This window comes from Limnobacter litoralis, assembly GCF_030160455.1.
GTDB classification, from domain to species: Bacteria; Pseudomonadota; Gammaproteobacteria; order Burkholderiales; family Burkholderiaceae_B; genus Limnobacter; species Limnobacter litoralis.
In genome coordinates, this window is record NZ_BSOJ01000020.1 from 38,352 (window position 1) to 60,374 (window position 22,023).

Annotated in this window: 20 protein-coding genes and 1 tRNA gene; 8 read left to right on the forward strand and 13 right to left on the reverse strand. The window is 55.5% G+C overall.

What is annotated here, in order from left to right; all coding sequences use genetic code 11:
- The first annotated feature begins 48 nt into the window (after window positions 1-48).
- Window positions 49-978 (forward strand): YicC/YloC family endoribonuclease, encoded by a 930-nt coding sequence (locus tag QQJ87_RS10455; protein WP_284281652.1) that lies wholly within the window; start codon window positions 49-51, stop codon window positions 976-978.
- Here QQJ87_RS10455 and QQJ87_RS10460 read toward each other — a convergent pair.
- Window positions 928-2,514, reverse strand: coding sequence for a chemotaxis protein CheW (locus QQJ87_RS10460; protein WP_284281653.1), 1,587 nt, complete (start codon window positions 2,512-2,514; stop codon window positions 928-930). The two genes, QQJ87_RS10455 and QQJ87_RS10460, sit on opposite strands and share 51 nt — an antisense overlap.
- A complete protein-coding gene (locus tag QQJ87_RS10465) occupies window positions 2,511-4,586 on the reverse strand; it encodes a methyl-accepting chemotaxis protein (protein ID WP_284281654.1) in 2,076 nt (691 codons plus the stop codon). The genes QQJ87_RS10460 and QQJ87_RS10465 overlap by 4 nt, the downstream gene beginning before the upstream one ends.
- 219 nt (window positions 4,587-4,805) lie before the next feature.
- On the opposite strand from QQJ87_RS10465, the gene QQJ87_RS10470 reads away from it, so the two are divergent.
- Together QQJ87_RS10470 and QQJ87_RS10475 are read left to right on the forward strand one after the other, a co-directional pair.
- Window positions 4,806-5,177, forward strand: a complete 372-nt coding sequence (locus QQJ87_RS10470) for a PA2779 family protein (RefSeq protein ID WP_284281655.1) — start codon at window positions 4,806-4,808, stop codon at window positions 5,175-5,177.
- Window positions 5,174-6,133: a PA2778 family cysteine peptidase gene (locus QQJ87_RS10475; RefSeq protein ID WP_284281656.1), complete on the forward strand. Its 960-nt coding sequence runs from the start codon at window positions 5,174-5,176 to the stop codon at window positions 6,131-6,133. Before QQJ87_RS10470 ends, QQJ87_RS10475 begins: the two co-directional genes overlap by 4 nt.
- On the opposite strand, the gene QQJ87_RS10480 is transcribed toward QQJ87_RS10475, so the two are convergent.
- On the reverse strand, window positions 6,130-7,458 hold the full coding sequence (locus tag QQJ87_RS10480) for an ABC1 kinase family protein (RefSeq protein WP_284281657.1): 1,329 nt from the start codon (window positions 7,456-7,458) through the stop codon (window positions 6,130-6,132). The two genes, QQJ87_RS10475 and QQJ87_RS10480, sit on opposite strands and share 4 nt — an antisense overlap.
- Window positions 7,448-8,086, reverse strand: coding sequence for a class I SAM-dependent methyltransferase (locus QQJ87_RS10485; protein ID WP_284281658.1), 639 nt, complete (start codon window positions 8,084-8,086; stop codon window positions 7,448-7,450). The genes QQJ87_RS10480 and QQJ87_RS10485 overlap by 11 nt, the downstream gene beginning before the upstream one ends.
- A gap of 142 nt (window positions 8,087-8,228) precedes the next feature.
- On the opposite strand from QQJ87_RS10485, the gene QQJ87_RS10490 reads away from it, so the two are divergent.
- Window positions 8,229-11,120: a CHAT domain-containing tetratricopeptide repeat protein gene (locus QQJ87_RS10490; RefSeq protein ID WP_284281659.1), complete on the forward strand. Its 2,892-nt coding sequence runs from the start codon at window positions 8,229-8,231 to the stop codon at window positions 11,118-11,120.
- Here the strand turns inward: QQJ87_RS10490 and QQJ87_RS10495 are convergent.
- The 4 genes from QQJ87_RS10495 to QQJ87_RS10510 are packed head-to-tail and all read right to left on the reverse strand — an operon-like array spanning window position 11,084 to window position 14,856.
- Window positions 11,084-11,545: a hypothetical protein gene (locus tag QQJ87_RS10495; RefSeq protein WP_284281660.1), complete on the reverse strand. Its 462-nt coding sequence runs from the start codon at window positions 11,543-11,545 to the stop codon at window positions 11,084-11,086. The two genes, QQJ87_RS10490 and QQJ87_RS10495, sit on opposite strands and share 37 nt — an antisense overlap.
- The gene (locus QQJ87_RS10500; protein ID WP_284281661.1) at window positions 11,542-13,353 is read right to left on the reverse strand and encodes an adenylate/guanylate cyclase domain-containing protein; all 1,812 of its coding nucleotides are present in this window, start codon (window positions 13,351-13,353) and stop codon (window positions 11,542-11,544) included. Before QQJ87_RS10500 ends, QQJ87_RS10495 begins: the two co-directional genes overlap by 4 nt.
- Complete coding sequence (locus QQJ87_RS10505; RefSeq protein ID WP_284281662.1) at window positions 13,350-13,970, reverse strand: class I SAM-dependent methyltransferase; 621 nt, start codon at window positions 13,968-13,970, stop codon at window positions 13,350-13,352. The genes QQJ87_RS10500 and QQJ87_RS10505 overlap by 4 nt, the downstream gene beginning before the upstream one ends.
- A gap of 19 nt (window positions 13,971-13,989) precedes the next feature.
- Entirely contained in the window at window positions 13,990-14,856 is an 867-nt protein-coding gene (locus QQJ87_RS10510; RefSeq protein ID WP_284281663.1) for an MBL fold metallo-hydrolase, read from the reverse strand.
- 98 nt (window positions 14,857-14,954) lie between these two features.
- Here QQJ87_RS10510 and QQJ87_RS10515 point away from each other — a divergent pair, with 98 nt between their 5' ends.
- From QQJ87_RS10515 to QQJ87_RS10530, 4 genes are read left to right on the forward strand one after another with little or no spacing between them, the layout of a single operon-like run.
- On the forward strand, window positions 14,955-15,290 hold the full coding sequence (locus QQJ87_RS10515; protein ID WP_284281675.1) for an ArsR/SmtB family transcription factor: 336 nt from the start codon (window positions 14,955-14,957) through the stop codon (window positions 15,288-15,290).
- Window positions 15,280-15,720, forward strand: coding sequence for a YeeE/YedE family protein (locus QQJ87_RS10520; RefSeq protein ID WP_284281664.1), 441 nt, complete (start codon window positions 15,280-15,282; stop codon window positions 15,718-15,720). The genes QQJ87_RS10515 and QQJ87_RS10520 overlap by 11 nt, the downstream gene beginning before the upstream one ends.
- A gap of 13 nt (window positions 15,721-15,733) precedes the next feature.
- Window positions 15,734-16,165, forward strand: a complete 432-nt coding sequence (locus QQJ87_RS10525) for a DUF6691 family protein (protein ID WP_284281665.1) — start codon at window positions 15,734-15,736, stop codon at window positions 16,163-16,165.
- On the forward strand, window positions 16,162-16,965 hold the full coding sequence (locus tag QQJ87_RS10530) for a sulfite exporter TauE/SafE family protein (RefSeq protein ID WP_284281666.1): 804 nt from the start codon (window positions 16,162-16,164) through the stop codon (window positions 16,963-16,965). Before QQJ87_RS10525 ends, QQJ87_RS10530 begins: the two co-directional genes overlap by 4 nt.
- Here the strand turns inward: QQJ87_RS10530 and QQJ87_RS10535 are convergent.
- From QQJ87_RS10535 to QQJ87_RS10555, 5 genes are all read right to left on the reverse strand, one after another.
- The gene (locus QQJ87_RS10535) at window positions 16,955-18,568 is read right to left on the reverse strand and encodes a rhodanese-like domain-containing protein (protein ID WP_284281668.1); all 1,614 of its coding nucleotides are present in this window, start codon (window positions 18,566-18,568) and stop codon (window positions 16,955-16,957) included. The genes QQJ87_RS10530 and QQJ87_RS10535 overlap by 11 nt on opposite strands.
- A gap of 13 nt (window positions 18,569-18,581) precedes the next feature.
- The gene (locus QQJ87_RS10540; protein WP_284281669.1) at window positions 18,582-19,169 is read right to left on the reverse strand and encodes a cysteine dioxygenase family protein; all 588 of its coding nucleotides are present in this window, start codon (window positions 19,167-19,169) and stop codon (window positions 18,582-18,584) included.
- Window positions 19,170-19,530: 361 nt separating this feature from the next.
- Window positions 19,531-19,621, reverse strand: a tRNA-Ser gene (locus tag QQJ87_RS10545).
- Between the two features lie 56 nt (window positions 19,622-19,677).
- Entirely contained in the window at window positions 19,678-21,741 is a 2,064-nt protein-coding gene (locus QQJ87_RS10550) for a VC_2705 family sodium/solute symporter (RefSeq protein WP_284281671.1), read from the reverse strand.
- Between the two features lie 83 nt (window positions 21,742-21,824).
- A partial coding sequence (locus QQJ87_RS10555) for an AMP-binding enzyme (RefSeq protein WP_431310095.1) occupies window positions 21,825-22,023 on the reverse strand: 199 nt, incomplete at its 5' end.

Genomic DNA, 22,023 nt, shown 5'->3' on the forward strand with positions numbered 1-22,023 from the left:
GAGAGTTTACAATCCCCACACACCTTGTACACAGAACTGGATTCACCCATGAGCAAAGATCAGTCAGACAGCGGCCTTGTTTACAGCATGACGGGTTATGCCAACGTGCAAAAAGTCACGCGTGCCGGCACACTGACACTTGAACTTCGAAGCGTCAACTCACGCTTTCTGGACTTGAATTTCCGCATGCCCGATGACCTGCGGACCCATGAAACCACGCTGCGCGAAAAGCTGAACGCCAGCCTGTCTCGTGGCAAGGTCGAAATTCGCCTGTCCTGGGGTCGAAGCGAGGGTGAAAAACGCATCCCGACAATCGATTTGAAGCAGGTTCAACTGCTGGCCGAACTGGAAGACTCGATCAAGTCGGTTTTGCCTCAGGCAGGTGGTTTCCGCGTGGTGGATGTGCTGAACTGGCCCGGCGTGGTGGAAGACGATGGCTTGTCCGCCGATGAAATGCAAGAGGCCGTGGCCAGCCTGTGCGACACGGCCATTGACGCTTTGAAGCAGACCCGCGCCCGCGAGGGTGAGCAGCTTGGCCGCGTGTTGCTGGAGAAAATTGATGGCATGGCCCGCATTATTGACCTGCTGACCCCGCAATTGCCGCAGTTCGTGGCCCATTACGAAGGCAAGGTGCGTGAGCGAATGACCGAGTTTTTTGACAAGGTGATTCAGGAAAAGGCCGCCCATCTGACCGTGCAAGACCTTGAGGAACGCGTGAAGCATGAAGTGGCGCTGCACAGCGTTCGCATCGATGTGTCGGAAGAAATCGACCGCCTGCAGACGCACTTCAAGGAAGTGCGCCGCATTCTGAAAAAAGGGGGCGTGATCGGCAAGCGACTGGACTTTGTAACCCAGGAGTTGAACCGTGAGGCCAACACCCTGGGCAGCAAGGCCCACGCCATTGCACAAACCCAGGCCAGTATTGACCTAAAGGTGCTGGTCGAGCAGTTCCGGGAGCAAATCCAGAACATCGAGTGAAGCGCTTGCAGCGGGGGTTTGCCTGCCTGGCAAACCAACGCCTATGGCATGCAGGTCCAAAACACGCAGCATGCGCTTGTCCTCCCTGGTGCCAATTTCGACATGGGGGTGGCTGGTTTGCCCAAAGTTGCCCGGTTCACTTCGCTTGGCCCCCAACACCGGAATTGAATTTTTCCATCGCGCCGATTCAATCGTCTTCAAGGCCCTGACCGCAAACCCAACCTTGCCCTGCTGACATTGCACAATCAAGATGCTGCTGTGGGAGCCCAGCCCCTGGCGCCTGCCGGTCAGCAAATGACTCAGGCTGTAGACGGGCATGTTTTCACCCTGATCATACACATAGCCGAGCAAGACGCCTTCGCCCGGCAAGATGTCCAGTGCGGTGTTGTACGGAATGACTTTCAGGATGGATTCGATCGGCGTGGCCAGTTCATCTTGAACCCAAAAGGTCAAAAAACGGCTTTCCTGAACATACTCGCCCCGAGACTTCGAGAGATGGTCTGAATGGCTCTGGTTGTCGACTTTGCGTTTGGCCAGCAAGCTGGCCAACTCATTCAGTGCTGTATTGGACTGTATCAATTGACCATTTAATACAAAGTGCGTGACGCCTGTGCAATGGTGCTTCTTCACGTAGGCATCGCCCAGCAGGCTGTTGGGCATCACCTGATCGACCAAAGCGAGGGCGGCAGAATTGTCGTTGGAAAGGGGTGCGAAATTGGCTGGATCCAGGTTGACCATGTCCACCACTCGATCCACCATGAATGCCACAGCGCCCTCTTTCAGGCGGACCACGCAGGCTTCCCGCAGGCTGCGGGTATCACCGTCACTTCTGAAGCCGCATGCCAGGTTCAGGTTTACCGCCGGAATGAACTGCCCGCGGTACTGCAATTCCCCCATAAAATGACCAGCGCACAGGCTCGAACTCGTAATTTCAGGGTTCGCCAGAGTGCTTTCTACCTGCGTGGGGTTGATGGCGTAGCTGATTTGGCCCGATTGCAGCAACATGTAGGACTGGCCTTGCAATGTTTGACTGGCGTTTAAGGAATGCGCCGCGCCCAGACCCTGAAGCCTTTGCGGCTCTGGATCTTTTGCACTGGGCAAGCCGGGGAGGTTCATCAGGCCCTGGGGCTCCAATACATTCAACAAAATGCCGCTGTTGGGGCAGGTGACACTTCCGGTGAAAAAATGCGCCCCACCACTTTCAAAGTGAATCGGGTTGATCTCGGTGATGTGAACATAAAACAGCTCATTGACACGATTGGCCGACAAGCCGATCAATTGGCCATGGGCAGCCACCACCACAATCGAATCTGCCGCCGAGGTTCCGACAGAAAGGTCCAGCATTTGACACAGATCGATCACGGGAACGACCACACCTCGAAGGTTCAGCCCGCCCAAAAGGCCCTTGGCCTTGCAAGGCAGCGTGATTAAATCGCGCAAGGGCTGTACCTCTCTGATCGCTGAAATGGGCAATGCCAAATTCAGAGCGCCTGTCAGAAAGCTGCCATACCCGGCTTTTTCCTCGGGTGCGTTCATTTCACAGCCTCTTCACCGGTCAACTGGCGCAGCAGGCTTTGAATATTCAGCATGGCCTGCTTTTGAATGGAGATGGCCTCTTCCACCTTGCCGATGTTGTCGCGAGACCCTGACACCGCCGACAGGATGCCCTCAAACTGACTGGATGCCCGCTGGGTCACTTCAGCACCTTCCTGAACCTGGGCGACCGACTCTTCCATCAAGGCAGAAATTTCTTTCGCAGCGGTCGAGCTGCTCTCGGCGAGCTTGCGCACTTCAGCTGCCACCACTGAGAAGCCAACGCCATGCTGACCGGCTCTGGCCGCCTCGATTGCGGCATTGAAGGCCAACAAATTGGTCTGGTTGGCGATCTCGCCAATCACGCGGACGATGTCAGACACGCGGTTGGCACTGGTTTGAATGGCATCAATGGTTGCAATCGACCGCTTCAGGTCCGTGGCCCCCTGCTTGGCAGCTTCCAGGCCATTGTCGGTTTGGCCTGCGGCGGAATCTGAACTGTCCACAATGATCTGCAGTGCATCCACCAATTGATCCACGTGCCTGCGCATTTCGACCGATTTGCTGGTGATGCGCTGCTCAAGCAGCACCTCTTTGGTGACGTCGTAGGCAAATTTCACAATCTTCACAACCTTGCCATTCAAATCCAGAATGGGGTTGTAGGTGGCCTGAATCCAGACATCGCGATTGAACTTGCCCACACGTTTGAATCGACCGCTTGTGAATTGACCTTCACCGAGTCGCAACCAGAAATCTCTATACTCCTCACTCTGTGTGTATTCAAGACTGCAAAACATGCTGTGATGCTGCCCCTGAATTTCACGAAGGGTGTAGCCCATGGCCGCCAAAAAATTTCGGTTGGCGGTCAAGACACGCCCATCCAGGTCAAACTCGATCACGGCCTGCCCTTTGTCAATCGCCTCAACCCGGGCCATGCACTCGGCGTTGACCAGCTTTGCCTGGGTGTAATCAGTGGCAAATTTCACCACTTTAACCAGCTTGCCCCTTGGGTCATAAATGGGGTTGTAGGTCGCCTGAATCCAGACCTCGCGCCCATCCTTGCCAATCCTTTTGTACTCACCGTGTTCGAACTGACCGCGACCCAGACGTTCCCAAAAAGACTGATATTCAGCGGAAGTGACCTGTTCAGGGGCCACAAACATGCGGTGGTGGTTGCCCTTGATCTCGTCGAGTGAATAGCCCATCAACTTCAAAAAATTGCCGTTGGCATTCAAGACCTTGCCAGTCATGTCAAACTCGATCACGGCTTGGGAACGGTTGATTGCCTCCAGCTTGCCAATGACGTCCAACTTTTCAAGTTTGGCTGCTGTTATGTCGCTGGCAAATTTCACCACCTTGAACGGCTTGCCCTCCAGGTCCATGATCGGGTTGTAGGTGGCCTGAATCCAGACGAGTTTGCCACCCTTGCCGTAGCGCATGTATTCGCCACTGTCATATTTGCCCTCCCCCAGTTTTTGCCAAAATTGTTTGTATGCAAGCGACTCTGCCTCTTCCGGATCCACAAAAATGCGGTGATGCTGCCCTTGTATTTCTTCGAGCGAGTAGCCCATCAAGTTCAGGAAATTGTCATTGGCGGTCAGTATGTTTCCCAACAAGTCAAATTCAATGACCCCTTGGGATCTGTGAATGGCATCGACCTTGCCGCCATAGTCGAGCGACTTCAGTTTTTCGGCTGTGACGTCACTGGCCACCTTGATGACACTGACCACCTTCCCTTCGTCATCGAACACCGGGTTGTAGGTGGCTTGAATGTAAACATCGCGCCCATTGGCGTCCTGACGCAAGTATTCGCCACTCGCTGGCTTGCCCTCTCCCAGGTCTTTCCAGAATTGGCGATACTCAACGGTTTCTGAAGTGCCGGGTTTGCAAAACAGGGCATGGTGCTTGCCGATTACCTGGTCTTCGCGATAACCAAACAGACTCAGAAAGACGGCGTTGGCGTTCAACACATGGCCCTGCGGATCAAATTCAATGCACGCCACCGTCTTTTCAAGGGCCTCGAAAAGGCGGGCACGGTGAGTCAATGGTTCTTGAACGGTAGAGAGGTCAGTCATGACGAAATCCTTTGGCGAAGTGGGGTGAAACATACGGATGAATATACCCATCGCGGCCAATGCGGGTTACTCTACGGACGGGTGGTTTTGTCTACCCCAAAAGACTGAATGTCCAGAACAAACACCCAGAATCAGGGTGGTGTGTCATCCAAATTCGGACTTGCGCCGTTAGTCATCCCTGATCCTTTCACTACACAGGTACATAAAATGAAAAAAATCATGAAAGCAACTACCCTGGCAGTATTGGTCAGCTTCGGCTCAACTTTTGTTGCAGCACCGGCAAGCGCGGCTCTGATTTCGACCGAGCAATCCGTTGGCGCTCACACTGTTGACCGTGCACACATCAAGCAGTTTTTTGATCGCGCAGACGTGGCCAAAATTCTCGAATCCAAAGGCGTTACGCCAGAAATGGCCAAAGCCCGCGTCGATTCCATGACCGATGCCGAGGCCCAGCAACTGGCCCAGAAAATTGACACCGCACCCGCGGGTGCCGGCATTATTGAAGTGGCCTTTACCGTGTTCGTGATTCTGTTGATCACCGACATCCTGGGCTTCACAAGGGTCTTTTCCTTCACTCGCCCTGTTCGATGAATAGTGCGTTTTGCAGACCCTTGCGCGCAGTGGTGGCGCTGGGTCTGCTTTTGTCTTTGCAAGGCTGCGCCTACCTTCTGCCAACTGTTCCGCCAGAGGTGGCGCAGCAGGCGGATCGGCAGCCTTCTGTCGAGCTAACCCAGGTGCCGTTCTACCCTCAAAAAGAGTATCAGTGTGGGCCGGCGGCACTGGCCACTGTATTCAACAATCTGGGCAGCAGGACAAGCCCGGATGCGCTCGTTTCGCAGGTCTATTTGCCAGATCGCAAAGGGTCGCTGCAGATCGAAATGCTGGCAACGACCCGCCGCAACGGCTACCTTGCCTACCCACTGCCACCCACCACTGAAGCCCTGTTTGAGGCGCTGAACGACAACACGCCGCCCGTGGTTTTAATGAATCTGGCCTTGCCGTTTTACCCCATGTGGCATTACGCAGTGCTGGTGGGTTACGACCACAAAAAGCAGGAATTGATTTTCCGTTCAGGCGAAGAAAAACGACAGCAGATTGAACTGGCCACCTTTTTGAAACTGTGGGACCGTGGGCAGGATTGGGCTTTTGTTGTGCTAGACCCCAAAAGGCCGCCGCCCGCATTTGCGAAGGCTGACACCTACCTTCAAGCCGCGGCCGCTCTTGAGAAACCGCACCCCGACCTCGCCTTTGAAGCCTATTCGGCAGGTGCGGCGCGCTGGCCCGACCACGCAGGCCTGCAATTTGCGGTGGGCAATGCGCTTTACGGCAAAAATCAGTTCAAGCAGGCCGAGCAGCATTACCGCAAGGCTTTGAACGCACAACCTGACTTTGCAGACGCCTGGAACAATCTGGCTGAGACGCTGTGGTCGCAGCAAAAAAAGGTGCAAGCCAGGGACGCCGCCCGAAAAGCATTGGCCATTGGCGGAGAACACGCCAGCATCTACGAACAAACCGCCCAGAAAATGGGCGCCAAAACGGCCGATTAAGTGAACATCTCAGGCAATTGCGCCTGAATGTTCACCCGGGCCTTCAGTCGGCTAGCCAACAGAAAAACGCCGCCCACCTTGCGCTGTAAAAACAATGCGTCTACGGGTGGTACATGCCAGAAGTCCCTGTCCAGCCCCAAATCCATGCCCTTTTCACGAATGCGCTGGGCCAGGTCCGAGTGTCCAAAATCGAACTCACCCTTGGTGCACAAGGGCTCACAAGCCAGCTCAATCAAATCAAGAACCAGCTCACGGTGGCGCGCCAAGGTGTTGTTGTCGTAATAGCCGATGGCACGAGCAGCGGAATCCAGACCCGCTCGGTTGCCCGAAAGCGCGGCGTCTACGATGCAGCCGTATTGCTCCACCAGAAAAACGGGCAAATGCCTGGAAGCACCGAAGTCGAGAAGCACCAGCCGTTCGGTTTGCGTGCAAAACTGGAAGTTGGCGAAGTTCGGATCGGTTTGCATGAACCTGAACTCAAAGAGTTCCCGAAAAAACAGTTTGAAAGCAAGGCTGGCCACCTTGTCACGCAGGGCTTGAGAATGCCCGGTCAGACTTTCCACAGGCAGACCCTGCACATGACTCATCACGAGAATGTTCTTGGTGCACCATTGCTCGTACACCTCTGGCATCAGGAAGTGTTGTGAATCGTTTAACAGACTGCGGTAGTGCTTCAGGCTTTCCGCTTCGCGCAGATAATCGGCCTCTTCATGCAATTGCGCCTTGGCCTGTTCCAGCAAGGGTTTGAGGTCAAGCTCCTTGGGCAACACGCCAGACATCTTGAAGAGGCTCGCCACGTTGTCGATGTCGCTGTCAATGCTTTCGCGTACACCAGGGTATTGAATCTTGATGGCCAGACGCTGGCCGTCCCGTGTGAAGGCCTCGTGCACCTGTCCAATGGAGGCTGCAGCAATCGGCTTGAAATTGAAAAAGGCAAATTGCTGTTCCCAGTCCTCACCCCAGTTGCTGCGCAACACCTCTTGCAGTTGTGAGTGCGGCATGGACCGCGCATTAGAGCGCAACCTGGCCAAAATGTCAGACAGTTCGGCGGGAATGAAATCGCCCGCATCCATGGACAGCAACTGGCCGACTTTCATGGCGGCACCGCGCAGCCGGGACAACTGATCGGCCAGCCGACGCGCGTTTGCAGGCGTCAACAACATTTGACTGACTTTGGGACGATTGCCTTTGGCAAGCTGGCGCACGCCTTCGGCCACCATTCCACCCGCGATGCCGGTTGCCAAGGCGCCCATCCTGCTTAAACGTGCAAATCGGCTTTGAGGTACTTTTTGGGCGGTTTCGTCTTTCGGCTTGTTACTGCTCACTGTAAGCCTGCCCCCAATAATTGAAGGTAAACACTTTGGGCCCAGGCACGTAACTGGCTTCCAGTTGTTCAGTTTTAAATCCGGCCTCGTTTAACAACGCTGGAATATCACGGTTCAGATGGCACCCGCCCGCCAACTTTCCCCAAACGGGTTGCAGCCGGTTTTGCAGGCTGGCCACTTTGGCATCCGGCGCGATGCCATGCTCGCAAAACAGCAGTTTGCCCTCTGGCTTCAGCACGCGGCGCATTTCCCGCAGGGCGGGCACCGGGTCTTCAATGCTGCAAAGGGTGTAAGTCATCACAATGGTGTCGATGCTGTGGTCATCCAGCGGAATGCTGTTGGCCGACAAACCCAGCAACTGCACATCCAGACCAGCCTGTTGAATTCGACGTCGGGCCAGGCGATGCATCTGCATGGCTGGGTCCAGCCCCAAAACGGATTTCACCTTCTTGCTGTCATAAAACCGCATGTTCAAGCCGGTTCCGATGCCGATCTCAAGCACTTTCCCGTGCGCTTTTGGAACCACTTTTTCGCGCTGCATGCGCAGTGGCTTCATGCCACATGCAAAGTCCAGCAAAGTGGGCAACACGTGTTTTTCGTATTGTGTGGCTAGCCAACCGTTGGCCATGTTGTCTTCCTTTTTGTATTACTGCCCTCGGCTTTGATGATACTCCAGAGGTACATGCAAATTCCCAGAAAAGGCAGGCAGAAAGTTTGTAAACTTCAACAAACTGCATCCGCAGACCATTTGACCGTTGACAGGTGCCTTGTTGAAGCTCCAATCCTATTTTCACGTCCGTTTCCTGATGGTGGGCGTGGCGCTTGCCCTGGCTGTTCAGTGCAATATAAGTTCGGCCAAAGGCAACGGGCGCGCCGCCTGGAAAGCGCAATTCATGGAACTGGGGGAGCAGAGCAAACAGGCGGAACTGGCAGGCGATCTGGACACGGCTGAAAAACTGGCGCGAGACCGATTGAACATTGCAGGCGATGGCCCAGCCAGAGCACAGGCTGTGGCCAGTGCTGGCCTGGGCAATGTGCTGCGCAGCAAGGGGCTGTTTGCCGAATCAGAAATCATGTTCAGAAAAGCGCTGACGCTGAACGAAGCCTCTGACGAACCCGCCGGCTACACCTTTCAACTCAGGGCCACAATCAATCTGGCGTCTGCCATCGAAAGCCAGGGGCGACTTGCAGAATCCAACGCCCTGTTTAGAAAGGCATTGGCGCTGCAACTGAGTTCACAACCCAATCATGTCGACGCCATTCATGCGCGTACCTTGCTGGCCAACAATCTGATTGCCCTTCATCAATACAGCGAAGCCGAAGTGCTTTTGAAACAGGCCATTGCAGTCAAGCCTGATTTCAACAACAAAGAAGCTGGCGACCAACGCAGTACCCCTTATTGGGAAACCATGCGCAAGGCCCAAGCACTGAATGCCTTGGGCTTGCTGGCGTTTCAGCAAAAGAAGTGGACACAGGCGCTGGACTACCTTCAACAAGCCCAATCCCAATTCAGCGCGATTCTGCCCCCGCAACAAATCAATGTGCTGAAAAACAGCTACGCCCAAAGCAAGGTGTACTTCAAAATGGACAAGCCCGAGATGGCATTGGCCATTTTACGCCCCCTGCAAGGCCAAACCGTGGCCGCACTCGGCGTGAATCACCCCTTCAATGCCAAGGTCGAGCTGCTGTTGGCCCAAGGCTTGCCCGACTCGGAAAAGGCAGAAAAAAACAGACTATTCGATCACGCCATGCAGGTTTTTGAACGGGTACAGGCCCGTGATCAGGTAGTCGATGTCAGCAAATTCTGGTCGTCGTACCTGCAACAAACCGGCCAGAATGAAAAGGCGCTGCAGGTCAGCCTGAAAGGCCTGGACGCGGCAGACGAGGTGTTCAGCAACAGCCAGGGCCTGAGCGACAGCACACGCGAAGACATCGCCCAACAATTCACCCCCCTATACAAAAACACACTGGCCTTGCTGCTTCAACTGCACACCGCCCAACCCAAGGCTGGCTATGATCGACAGGCGCTGGCCGTGGCTTCACGAACCCAAAGCCGCTTGTTCACCGAAATGCTCAAACGGGCCGATGTGTCTAATCTGCAGGGTGACCCAACATTCAACGCCTTAAAAAGCAAGCTACAAACCCAGCAAAAAGAGCTGGCCAGTTTGCAGGAGCTGCAGAACGAACAGATCGCAAGCGCAGGCAGAAGCAACGACACCGAGACCAGCTTGTCGAACGACCCAATTGTGGCCGAACGCATGAAGGCCTATCGCGACAAACTGGTGCGGGAAATTGCCGAGGCCTCCAGAAATCTGCAAACCACTGAGGATTCCATGTGGACGCGTTATCCCCGTTTCATGGAGCTGACCAAACCCCGACCAGTCGATTTGGACCTTTTGCAAGGCAAGGTGCTCAGGCCCGACGAAACGCTGGTGTCCTATTCACTACTGAACCAGAAACTGGTTGCATTTGTGATCGGGCAGCACACTTTCAAGATGATTCAAAGTCCAGTGGGCAAAGCCGCGCTTTACGCGCTGATTCAGCAAGTGCGCCAACCCGAAGAAGATCCGAAAAGCGATTTGTCGGGCCTTCACAAACTGGACCCCAGTGTCTTGTTCAAACTGTATGAAGCGGTTTTCAAGCCGATTGAGCCCGAATTGGGCAATGGCAGAAAAGTGCTGGTTGTCGGCGATGGCCCGCTGTTTACCCTGCCACTTGAAATGTTGGTCACCCAGTGGGGAGCGGACGATCAAAACCGATTTAATGCGGTGCGAACAGACAAGCCTGACACCCTGCAGGAATACGCCACTTTGCACTACCTGGGCGACACTCGCGATTTTGCCTACCTGCCGAGCCTGTCATCGCTGGTGTCCTTGCGTTTGTACAGCAAGCCGCCCGTGCAATACCAGACTGAACTCGTCTCCTTTGCCAACCCCGATTTCAAGGCAGACCCCTCGCAAGCCTCCACGCGAGAGGCCCTCGGGCGCGCCCAGCGAAGCCTGAGAGGCAGCAGCGGCCTGACCATTCCCCCTTTGCCGGAAACTGAAGGCGAGGCGCGCGAAATTTCAGGCATTCTGGGTGGAAAAAGCGAACTCTATCTGGGTGACAACGCCCAAGAACACACGGTCAAAACCATCGACCTTTCACACAGCCGTTACGTCCACTTTGCCACCCACGGGCTAATGGGCGATGAGACGTCGATGGTGTCCAAAGAGTTGGGGGCTCGGGCCGACTCGGTCGCCCAGCCCGCCTTGCTGATGTCACTGGGGGGCAACCTTCAAGGCGAAGACGGCCTGCTGACCATGGGTGAAGTGCTGTCGAGCCTGAACCTGAACGCCCAACTGGCCGTGCTGTCTGCCTGCAATACGGCAGCGGGCAACAGTGATTCCGACCATGCAGGCGAAGGCTTTGCAGGCCTGACCCGTGCATTCATGTATGCAGGGGCCAAGGGCCTTCTGGTGAGCCACTGGAGTGTGGAAAGCCAATCCACGCAAGACCTGATGACCTCGGTGTTTAAGCAGATCAAACAGGGCAATGACCGATTGACTGCACTGACCAATGCCCGCGCGCAGCTGAGGGCCAAACCGCTGGTGCTTGGCCTGCGCGGGGTGTCACAGGCACACCCCTATTTCTGGGCGCCGTTTGTGTTTGTGGGCGATTGATCAGGCGCAGGTGGTGCGGCCTCTGGGGCTTTGATGCTGCGCATCATGACAACACCGGCTTGCGGTCTTTCCAGGCCGCCAGAAGGGTGTTTGACACCGGTATTCTGGTTCTCGGACACCTTGACCTCAACCGGGCTTTTGCCCCCCGTAGGGGTCAAACCCTGTGCGGTGACCCGCACCGTGCTGGGCCCGGTCAATTGGTACACTTTTTGGGTTTTGTAGACAGACACTTGCGCGCTGGAACCTGCGGGCACGGACAACAGCTGCCCCTCGTCCAGATAATCAAGCACGTCAATGGCGTGCTGGCCACCCTTGCCCTGCACACTGGCTGAGCCTTTCAAGTCGAGAACCATGCCGGCACTGGGTGCAGCATGAACCGCGCTGGCAGACGCCAGGGCCAGCAAGGCAACAGCAATTGATTTCATTTTGGGCCTTTGATTTCAAAAATTTCCATGTCCGAATGGCCTTTGAGGGGCCAATGTCCTCTACTGCTCAAATCATATTCCGAGGCGACTGAATCAGCAACGCGAGCCGTGCACAAAAGGCTGGGGCCCACGTCTTTGCAAAGGCCCTCCACCCTGGACGCCACATTGATGGTGTCGCCGATGGCCGTGTATTCGTATCGGTCGGGGCTTCCGATGTGCCCGACCAACGCCGCCCCCGCATGCAGACCGATTCCGATCTTCAGTGGGAATTGCCCCCGGCTTTCACGCTCAGCATTGATTTCTGACAAAGCCTGAAGCATTTCAAGCGCGCACGCAGTGGCATTGGCCGGGGCGTTTGGCAAACTGTTGGGCGCACCGAAAAAGGCCATCAACCCATCGCCAATGAACTTGTCGACAGTACCCTGGTGTTTGTGGACAATGCGGGTCATTCTTGCGAAATAGTGGTTCAACAAAGCCACCACCTCGGCAGCGGGCATTGCCTCGCTTAGCGTCGTAAAACCACGAATGTCCGAAAAAAGCACGCACACCTCACAATGCACCCCACCCTGACTGGCGTGCAATCGACCACTCAGGATTTCGTCCAGCACCGGGGGGCTGACATATCCGCCAAATGCAGCCCTGAGGCGTTTTTTCTCAGCCAGATCGTTCATGCCGTCCCAGGCCACTCGGGCCACCGCCATGCAGGTACCCAATACCCACAAACCAGCCGGTGCAAACCACATGTTTTTCTGCAGCAACACCACGTTCAGCATCAGGCTAACGCCCACCACCAACACAAAACCCCAGGCTTTAAGCCAACCGGAGCGGCCGCACCAAGCCAGCAACCCTACGCACATCAAGACAAAAGACCACAGTGCACCCAGCGGGTGAATCAAGGCCCCAGCCATCAGGCTTCGAAGAATCTGCCCGTGCACCAGCACGCCGGGCACAAGCGTGCGGTCGCCGAGCCAACTGGCAATGGGCAAAGGTGCGCGATGACCGTCCAGATTGTCCAGCACCGAACCAATCAACACCGGTTTGCCTTCGAACGTATTGCGCAGCCAAGCCAGGTGATTGTCTTGATAATGACGCAAGACCTCGCCCATGGGGATGTACCGAAATGGCTGACCGATCTGGTAGTTGATTAAACCGTCTGGACGCGCCAAGGGCTTGAAACCCGCCGCATGCAGCATTTCCAGCGCCAGCCCACTGTCTGTGCCATCAGGCTGACAATCGGCTCCCGGAAATGCACGCACTCTGCCGTCTGAATCGGCACAAAAAAGCGCCGACGCATAGGGGCTGAAATGGCCCCGCTGCTGTTTCAAAATACTCAAGTAATCCACCTGAACAGGCCTGAACCGGTTGTGTTCAGCATCCCAGACTTTGCCCGTGACCACGGGCGTCTGTCGACTGGCCTTCAACAGGCCCTTCAACAACGCTTTGTGAAAAGTGTCAGAGTCTCGGTCACTGCGGACAATTTGGTCGAACCGCTTTTCAGGCAAAACCAGATCCATGCCGATAACCCTTGCCCCACCTGCCGAAATGGCCTGCAAGGCATCGGCCAGCTCAAAATGGGACAGCGACAACGGCACCGGCATGGCATTCAGGAAGGACTCATCCAGCCCGACGATGACCACGGGCGGCGCAGGCTTGGGGTAATGGCTTCGGTTAAAGGCTTGTAATTGATCGAGAATAAAACGGTCGAGCGGCCTGAACGCACCGATCTGTTGAAAGTACAACACAGCACAAAGGCTGGTCATCACCAGAAACACAAAAGCAATCAGATTGCGCGCGCGTGCCAAGTTCAACCCGGCTTTCTGGCCACAAAACCCACCAATGCGGACATGCCGCGGTGGCCGTCCCCTTCATCGACCACGTCGGTGTAGCTGGCACTGTGCAACACCTCAAAATCGGGAAAGGCCTGCTCCAAGAGTGTTTCATCGTACAAATTTTCAAGCACCCCAGGGCCGCCGGTGTTGTACTTCAATTGATCTTTGCCATAGCCCTGAATCAACAACACACCACCGGGCCGAAGACAAACACTCAGCTTGGCGAAAAGCCGGCTGCGCTCCTCGGGCGACGCAAACTGAAAAAACACACCGACTACATTGTCAAAACTGTTGGGTTCAAACGGATAATCCTGCCAGGTGCTGCACACAAAACTGCCCTGCACACCACGGCGCTGGGCCAGCTTTTTGGCCTTTTCCACGGCAACCGGAGAAAAATCGAAGGCCTCTACCTGATGGCCCTGCTTTGCAAGCCAAACGCTGTTACGGCCTTCGCCATCGGCGATGCACAGGGTGCGCCCGGGGTTCAGCAAATGCGCCCTTTCGACCAAAAACGCATTGGGCTGTCCACCAAACAAATAGTCTTCACGGCTGAAGCGGCTGTTCCAGCGTTCAAGTGGATTCGCAAACTCGGCCATGCTCTCCTCTCAGGTGTGCTTAAAGCAGGTTCAGCGGTATTTTGGCATAAGCCACGCCATTGGCCTCGACGGGTGGCAAATTGCCTGCACGAATATTGATTTGAACAGCGGGCAGCATCAGAACGGGCATATCCAGAGTGGCATCCCGCTTGGTTCGCATGGCAACAAACTCGTCTTCAGAAATGCCTTCACTGACGTGAATGTTGTGCGCCTTTTGCTCAGCCACGGTGGTTTCAAAGCGCACAGGGCGCCCGTTGGGTGGATAGTCGTGACACATAAACAAACGCGTGTCATCAGGCAGACTTAGAATTTTGCGGGTAGAGGCGTACAAAGCCCGTGCGTCACCCCCCGGGAAATCGCAGCGCGCAGTGCCTACGTCAGGCATAAACAGGGTATCGCCCACAAACACAGCATCCTCAAACTGGTAGGCCACGCAAGCCGGCGTGTGGCCAGGCACAAACAGCACTTTGCCCACCAAATCGCCCGCAGTGAATTCTTCGTCTTCTTTTAGCAAGACGTCAAATTGCGAGCCATCCAGCCTGAACTCGGGCTCCAGATTGAAAATGGCCTTGAACTTGCCCTGCACTTCGGTGATGTGATCGCCAATCGCGATCTGCCCGCCGAGTTTCGATCTCAAATAGGGCGCTGCTGACAGATGATCTGCATGCGCGTGGGTTTCAAGAATCCATTTCACCTTCAGCGCATTGCGGCTTACAAATTCCACAACACGATCGGCCGATGTGGTTCGCGTACGCCCCGACTTCGGATCGTAATCAAGCACGGAATCAATCACCACACATTCAGAACCACAACCTGTGTGAACCACGTAAGTCACAGTGAATGTGGCTGGATCAAACAAACCCTCTACTTGCGGTGACACGGTCATGACATTCTCCAAAAATCAATTTATATATTTATATATTATTGACAAACAATCTATCAGTCAATAAACTGAACTCGTTGATACACACTTTTTTCATCGCCATGAACATCGTCACCGTTGAATTGTCAGACATGCAGGCTTCGGCTCAAGAAGCGTGCAAGCTCATGAAGGTGCTTTCCAATCCCGATCGCCTGCTCATTCTCTGCCAACTGACTGAGGGTGAAAAGCGGGTCGGCGAGCTTGAATCACTGCTGGGCATTGTTCAACCCACTCTGTCGCAACAACTCACCGTGCTACGCGATGAGGCGCTGGTCAACACCCGTCGTGAAGGCAAAAACATTTACTACTCATTGTCCAGCCCGCAGGCTTTGGCAGTGATGCAGGTGCTTTACCAACAATTCTGTCAAACATCCAAGGAGACTCCAAATGAGCATTGACTGGACCCACTTCACGCCCTGGGCTTCGCTGTTCGGGGGTATTCTGATCGGTGTATCTGCCGCCCTTTTTGTGCTGTTCAATGGCCGAATTCTGGGCATTAGCGGGATTGTCGGCGGTTTGTTGAATCCGAAGTCAGGCGACGTGGCCTGGCGGTTTGTCTTCCTGCTCGGCATGGCCTGTGCGCCTTGGCTCTTCCTGAAGTTTGCGCCCGCAGACCTGGTGCAAGTGCCCACCATCGACGCGGGCAATCTCACCATACTGGCCGCTGGCCTGCTGGTCGGCATTGGCACCCGTTACGGTTCAGGCTGCACCAGTGGCCACGGTGTGTGTGGTTTATCACGCTTGTCGCCCAGGTCGCTGGTCGCCACTTTGAGTTTCATGGCCGCCGGTTTTGCCATGGTGTTCATCGTCCGTCATCTGTTGGGTTAAAAGGGGTACACACATGTCACGCTTCATTGAATTTCTTGTTGGCCTCATTTTCGGTGTGGGCCTTATTTTGTCGGGCATGACCAACCCGGCCAAAGTCATTGGTTTTCTGGATCTGTTTGGTCAATGGGATCCTTCCCTGGCATTCGTCATGGGTGGCGCCATCCTGGTTGGACTGTTTGCCTTTGCCATCGCCAAAAAGCGCACCACCAACTTTTTGGGTGGCGCCATGCAACTGCCCAAAAGCACGCAGATCGACAAGCGCCTGGTAATCGGTTCGCTGGTGTTTGGTGCAGGCTGGGGGTTGGCAGGGTTTTGCCCGGGCCCTGCCTTGGTGTCGCTGGCGTCCGGCTATGAAATGGCAGCCCTGTTCGTGGTGGCCATGCTGCTGGGCATGCTGTTGTTTGAGCGTCTGGAAAAAATCGCCAAAAGGAAAAAGTCTGCATGAACATCAGCATTGTGCTGGGCGCATTGGTGGGCGCCATTCTCGGCCTGACAGGGGCTGGCGGCGGCATTCTGGCAGTGCCTGCCTTGGTGTTCGGTATGCACCTCACTATGCAACAGGCCGCACCGGTCGCGCTGATGGCTGTTGCCATTGGTGCAGCCATTGGTGCCATTGAAGGACTGCGTCGGGGGGTGGTTCGCTACAAGGCGGCCGTGGTCATGGCCGTGTCGGGCGTGCCCATCACTTACCTTGGGCAAATTGTGGCTAAAAATCTGTCACAACCCATTTTGCTGATCTGTTTTTCAACGGTCATGATTGTGGTGGCCATTCGCATGATGATGCAGGCCAGGTCTGCAGGCGGCATTCCCCTGACCGACCCCTTTGCCCCAGGCAAAATTCATCCTGACACCGGCAAATTTGTCTGGAATGCAACAACCGCCAGCGTTTTGGTGGGCATCGGGATGCTCACTGGTTTCATGACTGGCCTGCTGGGTGTGGGCGGCGGTTTTGTGATCGTGCCCATGCTCAAAAAATTCACGCAGGTCAGCATGCAGGGCATCGTGGCCACCTCACTGCTGGTCATTGCCCTCGTGGGGGCTGGTGGCGTGGCCACAGCACTGATTCACGGCATTCATGTACCAGTGCATCAGGCCGCCCTTTTTACACTGGCCACAGCCATTGGCATGCTGGTTGGCCGCAAGGCCATTCACCACATCAATGCAAAAACGGTGCAGCAAATTTTCTCAGTGGTTTTGCTGTGCGTGGCTGCCGGCCTGATGGTCAAAGGCATTCTCAACTTTTAAGCGGTTTAAAGTGGTGTGTGCCGTCCCGGCCCAACTGCTCAACAAGTCCAAATTCCCAGTCCAGGTAGGCCTGCATGGCCGACTTGGGCACTTGGGTGCCTTCATAGGGGCGACGATACCGGTCAATCGGTTCACACAAGCGAATGCCCTCGCCTTTTTCCAGGGCCAAACCCTGTTCTCGCCAGCCTGCGTTGCCCTTCTCAAGCACAAACACAGCCTGCCCCAGTCGTTTGGACAATTCCGGCGCCATAAAAGCCGACAGTGAACCGTCCTCACACGTCAAAACGCACTTTTGCCCCTCGGTCAGCGCAATGCGGGCCGATTCCAGCAAGGAGCGCAACAGATAACAGGCGCCTGGCACATGCCCACGCTGGTAATTGGCGTAACGACTGGCATCAATTACCAATGGTTTCACCTCTTCTTGCAGCCAGCCCGCAAGGCGCTGGGCGGTCACGGTCATTAATCCGGCTGGCAAAGGCGGTGTACTGCGCACAAAAGGCCCTTGTTGATCAAAGGCAGAAAGGGGCGCATCGTCCAGCACATACACGTCCCAGGCCATCTGTGCCAGCCAAGATGCAGCCATGTTTGCGCGCACGCCGTCGTCATCCACCACCACAACACGGGCACCGCGCACTGGCGCGTACATTTCTGTCTCTTGCACCAATTGCCCGCCGGGTATCGAAAAAAACCCAGGCAAATGTCCGCTTTCATATTCTTGAACACTGCGAACATCAAAGGCGTAAGTGGTTCGCCCCTGCTGGCCCTGCCACTGCTGAAGCTGCGCTAGGGTGGCGCGTTTTACCCCCGCGCGATCGGCCACACTGCGGGCACGGGCACGGGCCTGCTTCCGTGTTTCCTCACTGACCTCTGAGTAAGTTCGGCTTTGCCCGTGCTCAAGCGTTTGATCGGCCAGCGTCCAGCCAATCGTGCCGTTGCGCAAGGCCACCACTTCATTGGGTACCCCAGCATTGATCAATGATTGCGTGCCAATCAGGCTGCGGGTTCTGCCTGCGCAGTTGATCACAATTTTGGTCGACGGATTGGGCACCAGCTCGGGTATTCTCAACACCAACTCAGCCCCTGGCACGCTGACCGAAGTCGGAATGTTCATGGTCTGATATTCATCAAAGCGACGCACATCCACCACGACCATGTCTTCACCTTCGTCCAGCCATTTTTTGACAGTCTGGGCTGGTTGCGAGGGGGTGTGGCAAACAGCCTCCAACAATTCACCGAAGGCTTTGCTGGGCACATTCACGTCAATAAAAAGCTCGCCGCCGGCCTCCCGCCACTCGGCAATACCGCCGCGAAACACGTACACCTGCGTGTAACCCATGCCAGTCAGCCTGTCCGCTGCAGCCTCGGCCAAGCCCTCGCCCGCATCAATCAAAACGACCACCACGTCCTTTCGCGGCAGTTTGGTGTAGGCATCCAGCTCCAGCCGAGAAAGTGACAAATTGGCGGCAAACAGGGGGTGCCCAGTGGCATGGGGCGCTTCCTCCCGCACATCCAGCAAGGCAATTTCCTCGCGGTTCAGCAGGCGGTTGCGCACAAAGGCGTAGTCTGCAAAACGGACTTGCAGCGCGTTGTTTTGGGAAATCATGATGAAAACCTGCTCAATTGACGTTTGAGTAGCCAGAAATGAAAGTCTTGGGTGCTGAGCCATCGACCGGGTAGACTTGTCGGCTCACCTTGCCAATGTTGGCGCCATAGGCGTGCACACTGACCGAAACCCGGTCATTGAATGCATTCCACACCTTGTGCACGTCGCCCAGGGTTGGCGACACACACTCCACATCGCCAGGCTGTAGTTGCTGGGTTTCGCCTTTTGGCTTGGGCTGCGTGCCATCCAAGGCAACATCGTAAGCCTGCGCATATTCAGACCCGCGCAACATGCCGATGACGCCCCACACCGTGTGATCGTGAATGGGCGTGGCCTGACCGGGGCCCCATACAAAACTGACCACTGAAAAGCGGTCATCAGGATCGGCGTACAACAAATATTGTTGGTAATACTCCGGATGGGGTTTGCAAAACTCTTCGCTCAGCCAGTTGTCGTTTTGAACCAGCGTTTTCATGAAACTGGCCACCTGCGGCAACACCAGTTCTTCGGAAGAATGCTCGTTGATTGCGGAAGTGACTTGCCGAACGAAGTCACCCAAAGGCCCCGAAGGGACCACGGCGAATTGAGGCCGATTCTCCATACACACTCCTGCTACTGCTTGTCTTTTTAACTGCTTGTTTTTGTGAAAGTATGACAGAAAACAGAGCACTGGAGGAGCAGTGTGAAAAGCTTCGAATCCCTTCTGCGCCACCCCTGCATGCCGCATACTGCGCCACTTGGCGTGTCGATTCTCCCGGCTTTTCGCTTGCAGGCGAAAAGCTTCGAATCCCTTCTGCGCCACCCCTACGCGCCGCATACTGCGTCACTTGGCGTGTCGATTCTCCCGGCTTTTCGCTTGCAGGCGAAAAGCTTCGAATCCCTTCCCGCAAAGCCCGCAGGGGCTTTGCTCTCCCCGCCCAAATGAAAAAACCCGCCACAAGGGCGGGTTTTTTTGAATTGGCTGGCGGAGAGGAAGGGATTCGAACCCTCGATACGCTATTAACGTATACACGCTTTCCAGGCGTGCGACTTCAACCACTCATCCACCTCTCCGTGCATGAGGGCGCAAGTATAGCAAAGAACGCGCCTGCCTTGCCAACTTTTGCGCGTTAATTCAATAACTCAGCTTCGGGTCTTTCCGGTGCGCGCAACACACGCACCATCTCGCTGCTGTCGCCCGGGTTTTTGTCGGTCAATGACATGACCACCATGGCCAGTGCGCTCAAGGGGATGGTGATGACACTGGACCCAATTGCGCTGATGCCAAACAAGTCCAGAGGGTCAAAATGCAAATAGCCCATCAGGCTGGTGTTGGTCAGGCACAAAATCAACACCGCGCTGAAAAAGCCTACGGCCATCGACCACACTGCCCCCCGGCGGCTGGCGCGTGCCCAGAAAATGCCGACCACCAGCGGCACAAACAGGGCTGAACCCGCCAATGCAAATGCCGAACCGACCACCGCCACAATGTTGCCGGGCTGAAGCGAGGTAACCCAGGCCGCACTCATCGCTGCGCCCAGCAAGGCGATCTTGGACATGGTGACGCGCCGCTGCGCAGTGGCTTCTGGCGCATAAATCCGAAAATACAAGTCATGCGCCAGTGAATTGGCAATTGCCAGCAACAACCCATCGGCAGTCGACAAGGCCGCAGCCAGCCCACCCGCAGCAATCAAGCCCGACAGAAAAAACGGCAGGCCGGCAATTTCCGGGGTCACCAACACCAGCACGTCAGGGTTGATGGTGACCTCTGCAAATTGAACAATGCCATCGTGATTGACGTCTTGCATGGTGGCCAGGCCGGGGATCACCCTCGACCAGGCGGCAATCCAGTTGGGAATGTCCGAATAACTCAATCCCACCAAATGCTCATACACCACCAACTTGGCCAGGCTGGCCAACCAGGGGGCCGCCAGATACAACACGAGAATAAAGCCCAGCGCGTACACCACAGACCAACGGGTTGTCTTGGCGTCTGGGGTGGTAAAAAACCGCATCAAAATGTGGGGCAAGGCCACCGTGCCACACATCAGCGTGAACACCACCGCCAAAAAATTGATGGAGCCATGTAGGTCGGTCTCGCCTTCACCCGCTGCGGGCAAGCCGTAGTGGGGCACGCTCACTTTGACCTTTTCCAGCATTTCCTGGCGCTTGCGCGTCCAATAACTTTTTGCAGCCTGTGGGCTGGGGGGGAAATTGGCCAGAATTTGCTCGTCTCGTTTGATTTCCTTGAACGTGGAGCCATCGTAACGTGCCATTTCCAGATTTTTACGACGGGCTTCATACCCTTCTGACCAGGACGCGGGCAAACCGTCGATCAGCAATTGATATCGGTAAGCTTCTTTGCGGTACATCTCCCGCACTTCAATTTCAGCAGGGTCTGCATTCAGCTTCTTTTCCTGATCCTGAATGTACTGGGGGAAGCTGACGAGCTTGCCTTCTGAGGTCCAGTCTGCACGGTCCTTCTGGGCGCTGGCAAACAGAGCCGCCACCGTCACCGCCATGGCAACGATCATCACGATGTATTGCGCCACCTCCGTCCAGGTTACGGCACGCATACCCCCCAAAAATGAACACAACAAAATACCGGCAAGGCCAAAAAACACGCCAATGCCAAACTCAACCCCTGCAAATCGCGAGGTGATCAACCCCACTGCGTAAATCTGCGCGATCACATACACGAATGAAATGGAGACCGTGACCCCGATGCAGATCAAGCGCACCGCCTTGCCATTGTCACCGCCCGAGTAACGGGCCGCCAGAAAATCGCCAATCGAAAAAAAATCGAACTTGCGCATGTACGGTGCAATCAACAGGGCGATCAAGACAAACCCCCCGGTCCAACCCACCAAAAAGGCCAAGGCTTCAAAACCGCTGTAGTAAAGGGTGCCAGCCACACCCAGAAACGATGCAGCACTCATCCAGTCCGCTGCTGTGGCCATGCCGTTGTACACCGCAGGCACGGCGCGCGACGCCACGAAATACTCACGCAGGTTCGAAGTGCGGCTCATCATGCCGATGACCGCATACGCACCCAGAGTTACAAAAATGAAGAAATAGCCGATCCATTGGCGCGCAACGCCAAGGTCCTCCATCACTGCGGCCACGCCGATACAGGCCAGAAAGCCAAGCGCCAACACCGAGAAAAACCGGGTCAGGCTCATGGCGAAACTCATGTCTTGCTCTCCAAATGCGGCTCCAGGGGTTCAGGCGAAAAAAAAGCCAGCTTAAAACAAGCTGGCTTTTTCTTGAACTGCATTTACAGCGTTTTGGACAACTGATCCAGAATTGCCGGGTTTTCAAGGGTGGAGGTGTCCTGCGTGATGCTCTCACCTTTGGCCAGGCTGCGCAGCAAACGCCGCATGATCTTGCCAGACCGGGTTTTCGGCAAGTTGTCACCAAAGCGGATTTCCTTGGGCTTGGCGATCGGACCGATGTCCTTACCAACCCAGGCCCGC